10 protein-coding genes are annotated in these 13,465 nt (G+C 44.2%); 4 read left to right on the top strand and 6 right to left on the bottom strand.

Annotation, left to right across the window (positions count from 1 at the left end; all coding sequences use genetic code 11):
• Positions 1 to 38: 38 nt before the first annotated feature.
• Positions 39 to 260: a cold shock-like protein CspD gene (cspD, locus tag BO26_RS18905; protein ID WP_015834982.1), complete on the bottom strand. Its 222-nt coding sequence runs from the start codon at positions 258 to 260 to the stop codon at positions 39 to 41.
• A 345-nt stretch (positions 261 to 605) separates the two neighbouring features.
• On the opposite strand from cspD, the gene clpS reads away from it, so the two are divergent.
• Both clpS and clpA read left to right on the top strand, forming a co-directional pair.
• Entirely contained in the window at positions 606 to 926 is a 321-nt protein-coding gene (clpS, locus tag BO26_RS18900; protein ID WP_036774248.1) for an ATP-dependent Clp protease adapter ClpS, read from the top strand.
• A 31-nt stretch (positions 927 to 957) separates the two neighbouring features.
• Entirely contained in the window at positions 958 to 3,231 is a 2,274-nt protein-coding gene (gene clpA / locus BO26_RS18895) for an ATP-dependent Clp protease ATP-binding subunit ClpA (protein WP_036774246.1), read from the top strand.
• 68 nt (positions 3,232 to 3,299) lie between these two features.
• Here clpA and infA read toward each other — a convergent pair whose 3' ends face one another.
• From infA to trxB, 5 genes are all read right to left on the bottom strand, one after another.
• Positions 3,300 to 3,518, bottom strand: a complete 219-nt coding sequence (gene infA / locus BO26_RS18890) for a translation initiation factor IF-1 (RefSeq protein ID WP_002211347.1) — start codon at positions 3,516 to 3,518, stop codon at positions 3,300 to 3,302.
• A 156-nt stretch (positions 3,519 to 3,674) separates the two neighbouring features.
• Positions 3,675 to 4,364, bottom strand: coding sequence for a leucyl/phenylalanyl-tRNA--protein transferase (gene aat / locus BO26_RS18885; RefSeq protein WP_036774244.1), 690 nt, complete (start codon positions 4,362 to 4,364; stop codon positions 3,675 to 3,677).
• A 6-nt stretch (positions 4,365 to 4,370) separates the two neighbouring features.
• Positions 4,371 to 6,122: a heme ABC transporter ATP-binding protein/permease CydC gene (gene cydC, locus BO26_RS18880; RefSeq protein ID WP_036774242.1), complete on the bottom strand. Its 1,752-nt coding sequence runs from the start codon at positions 6,120 to 6,122 to the stop codon at positions 4,371 to 4,373.
• A 1-nt stretch (position 6,123) separates the two neighbouring features.
• On the bottom strand, positions 6,124 to 7,893 hold the full coding sequence (gene cydD, locus BO26_RS18875; protein WP_036774241.1) for a heme ABC transporter permease/ATP-binding protein CydD: 1,770 nt from the start codon (positions 7,891 to 7,893) through the stop codon (positions 6,124 to 6,126).
• 128 nt (positions 7,894 to 8,021) lie between these two features.
• Positions 8,022 to 8,984, bottom strand: coding sequence for a thioredoxin-disulfide reductase (trxB, locus tag BO26_RS18870; protein ID WP_036774238.1), 963 nt, complete (start codon positions 8,982 to 8,984; stop codon positions 8,022 to 8,024).
• A 507-nt stretch (positions 8,985 to 9,491) separates the two neighbouring features.
• Between trxB and lrp the strand changes: the two genes are divergently transcribed.
• Both lrp and BO26_RS18860 read left to right on the top strand, forming a co-directional pair.
• Positions 9,492 to 9,986, top strand: a complete 495-nt coding sequence (lrp, locus tag BO26_RS18865) for a leucine-responsive transcriptional regulator Lrp (protein WP_011145896.1) — start codon at positions 9,492 to 9,494, stop codon at positions 9,984 to 9,986.
• A gap of 128 nt (positions 9,987 to 10,114) precedes the next feature.
• Positions 10,115 to 13,426, top strand: coding sequence for a DNA translocase FtsK 4TM domain-containing protein (locus tag BO26_RS18860; RefSeq protein WP_036774234.1), 3,312 nt, complete (start codon positions 10,115 to 10,117; stop codon positions 13,424 to 13,426).
• Positions 13,427 to 13,465 lie beyond the last annotated feature (39 nt).

Here is a 13,465-nt window from a genome sequence, read left to right as displayed (position 1 = left end):
TAAGGTCATACCTGGTTATAACTGATAGGCCAAATTATTTAGCCCTTGGGGTCGTTTTCAAGAGGAACAATAATGCTGGCATGATTTCCCTTTGGGCCTTGGTGAACGCTGAAATGCACCTTTTGGCCCGCTTTCAGCGTCCGGTAACCGTCCATCTGAATGGTTGAGTAATGGGCGAAGATATCTTCTCCGCCGCTTGCCGGGCAAATAAACCCAAAGCCCTTAGCATTATTGAACCACTTAACAGTACCTGTCTCCATACCTCTACATCCCTCGTTTAATAATTTCGGTTGAGATGAGTCATTAATAATAACAGTTGTAAACAATCACATGTAAGCAGTTACATCATCTGTGTTTGTTCACAAAACATACTGTAGTAAAAACCAATTTCTCGTCAAGCTCAGAACAAATGTCTGGTTGTTTTGAATAGCTAAAATTTGATATAGATAACGATATGAGTTTCGTTCATCCACTTTTATACCAAGTTTTTACAGGGGAATAGTCTGTGGTAAACGGAGTTACCCAGATAATGATAAGATAAATTGGAATATAATTTATTTGCTGGCAGTGGCTGGTAGTTTGAGATTAATTCTGTTGGAAAGATAATGAGCGAGTATCATAACAATTTGAAAAATAAGGAATCAGTTAAGGATGAACGACAGCAAAAGCTGCTGCCGCCGTCAATGTATCAGGTCATTCTTAACAATGATGATTACACTCCGATGGAGTTTGTAGTTGACGTATTACGAAAGTTCTTTTCTTATGATGTTGAACGGGCAACGCAATTAATGTTGGATGTCCATTATCAGGGGAAGGCTGTTTGTGGGGTTTATACTGCTGAGGTGGCAGAAACGAAAGCGGCTCAAGTAAATATGTATGCCAGGGAGCACCAGCATCCATTACTTTGTACGCTGGAAAAAATCTGACCAGTCATACTGATTTTAGGGGGAGGTGCTTATGCTCAACCAAGAGCTTGAACTTAGTCTTAATATTGCTTTTGCTAAAGCGCGGGATAACAGACATGAGTTTATGACCGTGGAGCACCTGTTGCTGGCGTTGTTAAGCAATTCATCAGCGCGTGAAGCATTGGAGGCTTGCAAGGTTGATCTGGCTCAATTGCGCCAGGAACTGGAGAATTTTATTTCACATACTACACCGTTGTTGTCTGAAAATGATGAACGGGAGACTCAGCCAACATTGAGTTTCCAGCGTGTTCTTCAGCGTGCGGTGTTTCATGTTCAATCTTCTGGGCGTTCTGAAGTTTCCGGGGCTAATGTGTTGGTAGCTATCTTCAGTGAACAGGAGTCTCAGGCAGCTTATTTGCTGCGTAAACATGATGTCAGTCGTTTGGATGTGGTTAATTTCATTTCTCATGGGACCCAGAAAGAAGACACTGAATCGGATCATCAGGGAAGCACTCAATCTGCGGAAGAACATCCGGCAGGTGAAGAACGTTTGGAGAATTTTACCACTAATCTTAATCAACTCGCTCAGAAAGGGCAGATTGATCCACTGATTGGTCGTCAAGACGAGCTAGAAAGAACGATTCAGGTATTGTGTCGTCGCCGGAAAAACAACCCATTGTTGGTGGGTGAATCTGGAGTAGGTAAGACGGCTATTGCAGAAGGTTTGGCATGGCGGATTGTACAAAAAGATGTACCGGAAGTGATGGCAGGTTGTACGATTTATTCACTGGATATTGGTTCATTGTTGGCAGGTACTAAATATCGTGGTGATTTTGAGAAGCGCTTCAAATCCCTGTTAAAAACGCTTGAGCAGGATAGAAAAAGTATTCTATTCATAGATGAAATCCATACCATTATCGGTGCGGGTGCGGCATCAGGAGGACAGGTAGATGCAGCGAATCTGATTAAGCCACTATTATCCAGTGGTCGAATCAGGGTGATTGGTTCCACGACCTATCATGAGTTCAGTAATATTTTTGAAAAAGATCGGGCGCTGGCTCGTCGTTTTCAGAAGATTGATATTGTTGAGCCTTCACCGGAAGAGACAGTGCAGATTATTAAAGGGTTGCGGACCAAATATGAGTCGCACCATGATGTGCGTTATACCACAAAAGCTATTCGCGCTGCGGTTGATTTATCAGTGAAATACATTACTGATCGTCATTTACCAGATAAAGCCATAGATGTTATTGATGAAGCAGGCGCGCGTACTCGTTTGGTGCCGGTCAGCCGTCGTAAGAAAACGATCAATGTGTCGGATATTGAATCTGTTGTCGCGCGTATTGCTCGTATTCCTGAGAAAACTGTTTCTGCCAGTGATAAGGATGTCCTGAAAACGTTGGATGATCGGTTGAAAATGTTGGTGTTTGGTCAGGATACAGCGATTGCGGCATTGACTGAAGCCATCAAAATGAGTCGTGCAGGATTAGGGCAGGATAATAAACCAGTAGGTTCTTTCCTGCTTGCAGGCCCAACAGGGGTTGGTAAAACGGAAGTCACCGTACAACTTGCCAGAGTGCTGAACATTAAATTATTGCGTTTTGATATGTCGGAATATATGGAACGTCATACCGTAAGCCGTCTAATTGGTGCACCACCGGGATATGTTGGTTTTGATCAGGGGGGATTACTTACAGATGCAGTGATTAAACACCCTCATTCAGTATTGTTGCTTGATGAGATTGAAAAAGCGCATCCTGATGTATTCAATCTGTTATTACAGGTAATGGATAACGGTACCCTAACCGATAACAACGGGCGTAAAGCGGATTTCCGCAATGTTATTTTAGTCATGACAACGAACGCTGGTGTACGTGAAACTCAGCGCACATCCATTGGATTTAAGCAGCAGGATAATAGCTCTGATGCGATGGAAGAGATCAAGAAGGTATTTACGCCAGAATTCCGTAACCGCCTTGATGGTATCATCTGGTTTAATTCACTTTCTATTGAGGTGATTCAGCAGGTTGTAGATAAATTCATTGTCGCACTGCAAGCACAATTGGATGAAAAAGGCGTTTCACTGGAGGTCAGTGTAGATGCTCGTCAATGGCTATGTGATAAAGGATATGATAAAGCGATGGGCGCTCGTCCAATGGCTAGGGTTATTCAGGATAGCCTGAAGAAACCGCTAGCAAATGAGTTGCTGTTTGGCTCATTAGTTCACGGCGGTTCAGTTAGCATTGGCTTAGATAAGACAAAACAGGTGCTGACTTACGATTTCAGCAGTGCTTATAAGCAGAAACCAGAAGATGTAGTGCACTGATAGGATCGCACCACAGGCGAGCATAACGTTGCTATTGCCTGTGGTGTAATGCCTAAAATGGTAATGAATCAGCGGCTACGGAAGACGATACGGCCTTTGCTCAGGTCATATGGGGTCAGCTCAACTGTAACCTTGTCGCCTGTCAGGATGCGAATGTAATTTTTACGCATTTTACCTGAAATGTGAGCAGTGACTACGTGCCCGTTTTCTAATTCAACGCGGAACATAGTATTTGGCAGCGTGTCTAGCACGGTACCTTGCATTTCAATATTGTCTTCTTTGGCCATCTAATCCTCTAAGTTTAACAACCATCGTTTTTAACGGGCAAGATAATGCCGAAAAACCCTCATTATGTAAAGGAATGTTGTATTTTAAACCGCTATTTTACGAATGGTTCATCACGTTATTCCCGCCATAATCAACATGAGTGGCTAAAATGTTGATTATAAATCCAGCACTTGTTGTAACCAGCAATCAGTTCTTAATGATTGGTTTCTGAATTGATAAAGATACTGAATGAATGTTTCCCTGGGGATTTCTTTTGCTCCCAGAGAAGCTGTGTGGTGATTTAGCACTTGGCTATCAATCAATTTACCATCATGTCGTAGAAAATGGTGATAGAAAGCAATAAGCGCGCATTTGGATGCATTCTCCATTCTACTAAACATAGACTCACCACAAAATAGCGTACCAACGCTGACGCCGTACAGACCACCAACAAGCTTTTCACCATGCCAGACTTCTACGGAGTGTGCCCGTCCTGTCTGATGTAATTCTTGATAACCCTGCTTAACATCTCCCCCTATCCAGGTTCCTTCCTGCCGTTGAGCGCAGGAATAGACTACCTGCTCAAAAGCATGATTTACCGTAATACGGTACGGGTGATGTCGCAGAAACCGGCGTAATGTCCGGCCAATATGTAATTCACCGGGGATAATGACCGCACGTGGATCAGGAGACCACCAAAGTGGTGCTTCACTTGGCAAAAACCAGGGAAAAATTCCTTCATTATAGGCCGCGCTCAACCGCCCAGCAGATAAATCACCACCTACTGCCAGCAGGCCATTGGGTTCCGTCAATGCCTCTTCCGGTAGAGGAAAATCATATGAATCGTCCAGTTGAATTATTGGCATTGTGTATTACAGCTCTGACTTAGAACCAATACGATGTTGCTGCTGGTAAAGTTGATAATAGTAGCCTTGTTGAGCCAGTAACTCATCGTGTTGTCCTTGTTCAACAATTTCGCCTCCATCCATAACATAAATACGATTCATATGGTTAAGCCTGTACAGACGGTGGGTAACGACAATTAATGTTTTATGCTGACAATGTTGGTGTAGTAGGGACAAAATTTGCTGTTCAGTGTCTGCATCAAGCCCTTCAGTGGGTTCATCTAATATCATTAGTGGCGCTGAGTGCAGTAATGCTCTGGCTATTCCCAGGCGGCGTTGTTCACCGCCTGATAACTGGCGACCACCTTCACCCATCCAGCAATTTAGTTTCTCATCCGTTTCCAGCAAATTGCTTAAACCAACCTGCTTCAGCACAGTTTCCAGTTCATTATCGGTTGCAATGGGTTTTGCCAGTAATAAATTTTCACGCAAAGTATGGCTGAATACATGAACACGTTGTGAAACGACAGACATCATACTGCGCAGAGTGGGTTCGTCATAAATAGAAATAGGATGCTGATTCAGGCAGATAGTGCCTGCATCACTATCCCATGCGCGTGTCAGCAGCTGTAGCAAAGTAGATTTACCACAACCGGTCTTTCCTAACAGAGCGATATGTTCTCCTGCTTGCAAAGAGAGAGAAATATTTTTCAAGACCGGTAATGATTGATCGGGATAAGTGAAACTGAGATTCTCAATGTCGATACTGACTTGTTCTGCGATTTTTGGTCCTGATGCAGGGAAAACAACTTCCGGTTGTTGTTGCATCAATTGGGAAACGCGGGTTGCAGAGGTGATAACTTGTCCCAGGTGCTGGAATGCGACTGTGACAGGACCCAGAGTTTCAAAAGCCGCAAGAGCGCAAAAAACAAACAGTGCGATCAATGCACCTGGTGGGTGGTTATCACCTACACCATTAGCAGCCAGCCATAGAATCAAGGTAACAGTTATCCCTGCGGCAAAAATCATAATTGCCTGCGATAAGCCTGTTAGATTAGCTTGCTGTTGCTGACACGTTAACCAACGGGATTCAATATCCGCCATCGACTTGCGAAAATGGCCAAGAGCACCGAATACCATCAATTCAGCTTGTCCCTGTAATGCCGTTGTAAGTTGAGTACGGTATTGACCACGCAGAATAGTTAAATTGCGGCCAATGGGTTTACCTGCGTTATAGAATATGAATGGCAGCAGGAATAGCAGAGCTAGCATAATACTGCCGAGAGTGTAGGCCAGTGTCAGATCTAGAAAACCAAGGCCGAAAGTCAATATGATGATAGTGACGAAAGCTACAAATATCGGTGAAATTACCCGTAAATAGAGATGATCCAGCGTTTCAACATCAGCAACCAGTCGGTTTAGTAATTCCCCCTGGCGAAAACGGGCAATACCTCCGGGTGAAAGGGGTAAAATTTTCTGAAATGTGAATGCCCGCAAATGTGCCAGTACCCGGAAAGTCGCATCATGGCTAACCAGCCGTTCAGCATAACGTCCGGCAGTACGAAGAATAGCAGAACCACGGACACCCGCAGCCGGTAGCATATAGTTGAACGTGTAGATTCCGGTAAAACCTGCCAATGCTGTACCTGCAAGAAACCAACCAGAGAGCGTCAGCAAGCCTATGCTGGCGAGCATAGTGATAATAGCTAATACCATTCCCAGACTGATAAGGAACCAATGGCGGCGATAGAGCGCCAGAAACGGAAGCAATACCCGCATATTAAAGCTCCTTATTCCGATGGGATAACAAACGGGCGAATATTCCCTCAGACTGACTTAATGTCTGATAATTTCCCCGTTCAATAATTAAGCCCTTTTCCATGACCCAGATCTGATCATATCCCAGTGTTTCTTCCAACTGGTGAGTCACTAATAGGGTAGTTTGATGATGAGATGCTTGATTTAGTGTTTCCATAACTTGTTGTTCACTACGAGCATCCAGGCTTGCGGCAGGCTCATCCAGTAATAATAACTGGCAAGGTTTCAGTAAGGCACGGGCAACAGCGATACGCTGGGCCTGACCAACGGACAACCGTGCTGCATTATCACCGATGATAGTATTCAGTCCATTAGGCAGATGATTAACAAATTCGGTGACGTAGGCCCGTTTCATAACCTGATCGATTTGCTGTTGGTTGGCATCAGGCTGGTTAAGACGAATATTATCAAGCAGAGTCTGTTCAGGTAGATGGGGGTTTTGTCCAACCCAACTCAGTTGATCTCGCCATTTCTGTGGATCTAACTCTCGCAACTCGGTGCCGTTGATTTGAATTGAGCCACGATAAGGTAAAAAACCTAATAGTAAATTCAAAAGGGAGCTTTTGCCCGCACCGCTTTGGCCAACTAGTGCAACTCGTTGATTTTTCTCTACAGTAAAATTCAACGGGCCAGCGAGCAGACTGCCATTATGAGCCAGAATCTCCAGATTATTAGCAATTATCGTCACTGAATCTTGGGTATTTAGTGTTTTGTCGCCATCGGAGGGAGCTTGCTCGCCATCACTGCTTAACAGCGTCACTAATGACTCAGCTGCACCAATGGCTTGTGCCTTAGCGTGATAATAAGTACCAAGATCACGTAATGGTTGGAAAAATTCCGGCGCAAGGATCAGCACTAAAAAACCAGCAAATAGGGTAACTCCCATACCGTAACTGCCAAAATTAAGTTCACCGAGATAGGAGAAACCAAAATAGACGGCGACAACGGCAATGGAAATAGCCGCAAAGAATTCCAGCACAGCAGAAGAGAGAAATGCCATCCGCAGAACTTCCATCGTCCTGCGGCGGAAGTTATCGGTGGATTCACTGATTTGTTGTATTTCTGCTTGACCACGATAAAACAGGCGCAGTGTTTCCAATCCGCGCAGACGATCAAGGAAATTACCGCTTAACCGTCCTAAGGCGACGAAATTACGTCGGTTAGCATCCGCTGCGCCTAAACCCACTAATGCCATAAACAGGGGAATAAGTGGGGCGGTCGCGAACAGAATCAACCCGGCAGCCCAATTAATCGGCAATAAGATAATCAGGATGAGAATAGGGATCATCACGGCGAGATACATCTGTGGCAGATAGCGGGAGTAATAATCTTGCATATCTTCAATCTGCTCAAGAATCATCGTTGCCCAGCTACCTGCTGGCTTGCCTTTAACCCATACCGGGCCAAGTTGTTCAAGCTTATCTAATACCATAGCGCGGATTTTCTGGCGCACGACTTTGCCACAAATAAAGCCGATTCGCTCCCGGATCGCACTGGTCATTGCCCGTAAGGCAAAGGTTGCTGTTAGCATCAGGAACTTATCTGTGATGTGTTCGCGGGGAATATTATCCATGATTAAAGCTTGCAGGATTGAGGCCATTAACCAAGCTTGGGTGATAATCAACAATCCACTGATTAAGCCAAATAACATGGACAGGCGGAGCCAGCGCTGGGCTGGAGCACTTTGCTGCTTTAGCCAGCGGATCAATTCATACTGTCTTGTTTTGTCCATAGGAAAAACTTCTGATTTAGCGGGTGATGATAACGATGTATTAAAGAGGCTGTACTGGTGTCAGCATCCTGCTGATATGTTACATGTTAAAAGGCGCTACCGAAATAGCGCCTTGAAAGAAAAAGAATTTATTTAGATTCAGCCGCCAGCTTATCCAGGAAACGCTCTGCATCAAGGGCTGCCATACAGCCTGTACCGGCGGACGTAATTGCCTGGCGGTAGGTGTGGTCCATTACGTCACCTGCGGCAAATACCCCAGGAATTGAAGTTTGGGTTGCATTACCTTGTAAACCGGATTGGACTTTAATATAACCATTATCCAGTTCTAATTGGTCTGCAAAGATAGCGGTGTTGGGAGTATGGCCGATAGCGATGAATGTACCGGTAACGGTTAATTCTTCTGTTGTATCGCTTTTGGTATCGCGCAGGCGAACACCGGTAACGCCCATATCATCACCAAGAACTTCATCCAAAGTACGATTAGTGTGCAGAACGATATTGCCATTTTTTACTTTATCCATCAGACGACTAATCAGGATCTTTTCTGAGCGGAAAGTATCCCGGCGATGAATTAGATGAACTTCTGAGGCGATATTAGCCAAGTATAAAGCTTCTTCTACAGCGGTATTACCGCCGCCGACAACGGCAACTTTCTGGTTACGATAAAAGAAACCATCGCAGGTTGCACAGGCTGAAATACCGCGACCTTTGAATGCGTCTTCAGAAGGCAAACCAAGATAACGTGCAGAAGCGCCGGTTGCGATAATCAATGCGTCACAGGTATATTCTTGTTCATCACCATAAAGTCGGAAAGGGCGGTTTTGCAGATCAACTTTTTGAATGTGGTCAAAAATGATTTCGGTCTGGAATTTTTCAGCATGCTGGTGCATACGATCCATTAACCCTGGACCGGTCAGACCTTCAGGATCACCAGGCCAGTTTTCGACTTCAGTGGTTGTAGTCAACTGACCGCCTTTTTCAACTCCGGTAATAAGAGCTGGGTTTAAGTTTGCTCGGGCAGCATAAACTGCGGCGGTATAGCCTGCTGGACCGGAGCCAAGAATAATGAGTTTGTGGTGGGCGGTGCTCATGAATACCTCATTTCCATTTATCGCATATCATATATCGGGCGATTGTAGGAGAAATAGGAGGGTAAAAAAAGCTAAAATACTCATGTTACTAACGATTTTACCGATAGATATTACCTAACAATGACTTTAACCTGAGAAAAGTGTTCTTTTAATGTTGTTTGAATTTCATTTGCTTCTTTTTAATCAATGGTAGGCTATCGAAACGATTAACTGAAAATTTGTTCCACAGGTTGTCCTGATTTTTGTTCATTTACTTTGACAATCGGCTGTGCATTTGCGAAAACATCACTGTAAGAGATAATTATCCACCTCGCTAAATTCGTTTCCATAAAAATCGACAAATCGATATGCGGATAATCCTCTCTGTATAGTATTTAAGAAAATAGCCTGTGAGCTACTTCACTCTGATAGGGCTGGGCTTTAATTTAGGACATCTTTTCCAACTCAAGCTCAAGAGAGATAGGGGAAAATGTTATGGGTGTAGGAAAATAAAGAGAGATCATTAAGATGATAGATAATAAGAAGCGTCCGGGAAAAGATCTTGATCGTATAGATCGTAATATCCTCAATGAGTTGCAAAAAGATGGCCGAATTTCCAATGTAGAGCTGTCTAAACGGGTCGGATTGTCACCAACGCCTTGTTTGGAGCGTGTGCGTCGTTTGGAACGTCAGGGATTTATTACGGGTTATACCGCACTGTTGAATCCTCATTATTTGGATGCATCATTATTGGTATTTGTTGAAATTACCCTGAACCGTGGTGCCCCAGATGTTTTTGAACAATTCAATGCTGCTGTGCAGAAATTGGAAGAAATTCAAGAATGTCATTTGGTCTCTGGTGATTTTGACTATCTATTGAAAACTCGTGTACCGGACATGTCAGCGTATCGTAAGTTACTGGGCGAAACTTTGCTACGTTTGCCAGGTGTTAATGACACCCGCACATACGTTGTGATGGAAGAAGTGAAGCAGAGTAACCGTCTGGTCATTAAGACTCGCTGAAATCTTGCTAAATGTACAGGTGCAAAACAGGAAGAACTTAGGTACACTACTGTTTATGCATACAGTTTCAACGCTGAGCTATCTCGGCGTTGTTCCGTTAAATCAACAGGAAACCTGGAGAGCCTTTCTTGAGCCAGGAATATACAGAAGATAAAAATATTAAGTTAAAGAGACTGAGTAGCGGGCGCAGGCTGTTAGAAGCTGTGTTGCTTGTCATTGTTATCCTTGCGGCTTATCTGATGGTCGCACTTATCAGTTTTAACCCTTCTGATCCCAGTTGGTCTCAGACTGCATGGCATGAACCAGTTTATAATTTGGGGGGGGGGATTGGTGCATGGTTGGCTGATACGCTGTTTTCTGCATTTGGTATTCTGGCTTACACCATTCCTCCATTGATGATATTGGGTTGTTGGACTGCTTTCATACAACATGATGACCGAGAATATGTCGATTTCTTTGTGCTGGCGTTACGTGTAATTGGGGCATTGGCAATCATTCTAACTTCATGTGGATTAGCAGCATTGAATGTAGATGATCTTCATTATTTTGCCTCTGGCGGCATTATTGGCAGCTTGTTTAGTAGCGCTATATTGCCTTGGTTTAATGAACTAGGCGCAACGTTGGTATTACTGTGTGTTTGGGCAATTGGATTTACGCTATTTACTGGTTGGTCTTGGTTGACCATTGCTGAAAAAACCGGTGCAGTTATTCTGGGAGTGATAGGATTTATTACTAATCGTAGCCGTAATGAAGATGAATATAAGCCATATGATGAAATGGCTATCGAACAAGATGATTTTGCCCGCAGTAATAGTAAAACAGAACCAGAATTCAAAGAGGTTGATATTGACCATAATGATGTGCTGTTTACAACACCTTCAGTTACGGAATTAGCAAAAGCTGAGTTAAATGAACCGGAATTGGAGAAAGTAGAAATTGAAGAAGAGCAGCAATTTGCTATTCCGGCCATTAATATTAATACGACTGATGCAGAACCTGAAATTCAGGTCAATACATCCGATGTCGCCGTAGAGTCTCGGTCATTAGCAGAAGAATATGAAGAAAATAATGACGAACCGATTCGTTACACATTTGAAATTCCTGCAGAGCATAATTTTCAACCTGTATCTGAACAGGCTATTGACGTGGTTCCGACATTTGAACCGGTTGAAACCAGACAAAACAATCATGACACCTTCACTTTTATGCCTGAAACCGAGCCAAAAGAGGTTGCAGTAGCAGCAACATCGGCAGCGGTCATTACAGGCAACACTCAAGTTAAACAAGGAGTTGGGCCAGAATTACCCCGGCCTAATCCTGTTCGTATTCCAACCCGTCGTGAATTATATGGCATCAAAGTGCCTTCACAGCGTCTTGCAGAACAGAAGCAACGTGAAGAAGAACTTAGACAGCAAGCAGATGAATGGGATGATGCTGAGTCTGATAAGCAGCAAGAAGAGTTATTGCGTCAACAGTTTCTTGAACAGCAACGCGAACGTTACCTGACTACGGGTACAGGGGAAGAAGATGCTCCAATTGAGCTTCAAGTAATACCGAGCCTGTTTGAACTAAAACATCAGCCTGTAGTGGAAGAGAAAGTTCAGACAGAAATTGTTAAACAGGCGGTTGAACCGCAGCAGCGTGAGCATTATCAAGAACAGAACTACCAAGGGGAAAAAGAGAATATTGCTCTGGAAAGTTTATCTATCCTTGATCATTTCTCACCCGTTGAAGATTTAGTGAAAGAAGAACCGGCAGAGCTGTTGTTTATGCCTTCTGTTCAATCACGGCTAGAAAATAACGCAGAATTGCCTACAGAAATTGCTTTTATGCCAGCGCACACTGCTGCGCAGCAACCGCAGCAACCGCAGCAACCGCAGCAACCGCAGCAACCGCAGCAAGATAGCTTGTTCCATCCATTTTTGGTTCGTAATGATCAACCATTACCAAAACCGACGACGCCAATGCCTTCGCTCGATCTGTTAGCCAGCCCTCTGGAGGAACAGGAACCGGTCGATATGTTTGCTTTAGAGCAAACCGCGCGTTTGATTGAGGCGCGTCTGAGTGATTATCGGGTTAAAGCCGATGTGGTTGGTTTTTCGCCAGGCCCGGTGATCACTCGATTTGAATTGGATCTGGCTCCTGGTGTTAAAGCGTCACGCATTTCCAATTTATCGAGAGATCTTGCGCGTTCTTTGTCGGCAGTAGCGGTACGTATTGTTGAAGTGATTCCGGGTAAACCTTATGTTGGTTTGGAATTGCCGAATAAAAAACGCCAGACGGTCTATTTGCGTGAAGTATTGGATTGCGAAAAATTCCGTGATAATCCATCGCCACTAACAATTGTGTTAGGTAAAGATATTAGTGGTCAGCCGGTTGTTGCTGATTTAGGTAAAATGCCGCATTTGCTGGTGGCGGGTACAACCGGTTCGGGTAAATCTGTTGGTGTTAACGCCATGATCCTCAGCATCCTCTATAAAGCAAAACCGGAAGATGTTCGCTTTATCATGATTGACCCGAAAATGCTGGAGTTGTCGGTTTATGAAGGCATCCCACATCTGCTGACTGAAGTTGTTACCGACATGAAAGATGCAGCTAATGCACTACGTTGGTGTGTAAACGAGATGGAACGCCGTTATAAACTGATGTCCGCATTAGGTGTACGTAATCTGGCGGGTTATAACGAAAAGGTTAAACAGGCTGAAGAGATGGCACGCCCAATACCTCATCCATTCTGGAAACCAGGAGACAGCATGGATGTCACTCATCCTGTGCTAAAAAAAGAGCCGTACATCGTTGTCATGGTAGATGAATTTGCTGACTTGATGATGACTGTTGGCAAAAAAGTGGAAGAACTTATTGCACGTTTGGCGCAGAAAGCACGTGCTGCGGGTATCCACTTGGTTCTGGCAACGCAACGTCCATCTGTCGATATTATTACCGGTCTGATTAAAGCGAATATTCCAACCCGTATTGCCTTTACGGTATCCAGCAAGATAGATTCTCGCACTATCCTTGATCAAGGGGGAGCAGAATCGCTGTTAGGCATGGGGGACATGCTTTATTTGGCGCCAAACTCTTCTATTCCGGTGCGTGTTCACGGCGCATTTGTGCGGGATCAGGAAGTTCATGAAGTAGTTAATGATTGGAAAGCTCGTGGTCGTCCAGAGTATGTTGACAGTATTCTCAGTGGTGGTGACGATGCTGAAGGTAGTCTGGGTTTGGATAATGGTGAAGAATTAGATGCACTGTTTGATCAGGCAGTTGAATTCGTTATTGAAAAACGGCGGGTTTCGATTTCTGGTGTACAGCGTCAGTTCCGTATCGGTTATAACCGTGCAGCGCGGATTGTCGAACAGATGGAGGCACAGCAGATTGTCAGTTCTCCGGGTCATAATGGTAATCGTGAAGTATTGGCGCCGCCACCGCATGAGTGTTGATTGTTAATTTTGAATGTATACCTAATAGATTTCAAGATG

Source organism: Photorhabdus australis DSM 17609 (genome assembly GCF_000711895.1).
Classification (GTDB): domain Bacteria; phylum Pseudomonadota; class Gammaproteobacteria; order Enterobacterales; family Enterobacteriaceae; genus Photorhabdus; species Photorhabdus australis.
The sequence above is the reverse complement of the archived record's forward strand: the minus strand, read 5'-3'. Positions and strand labels throughout refer to the sequence as shown.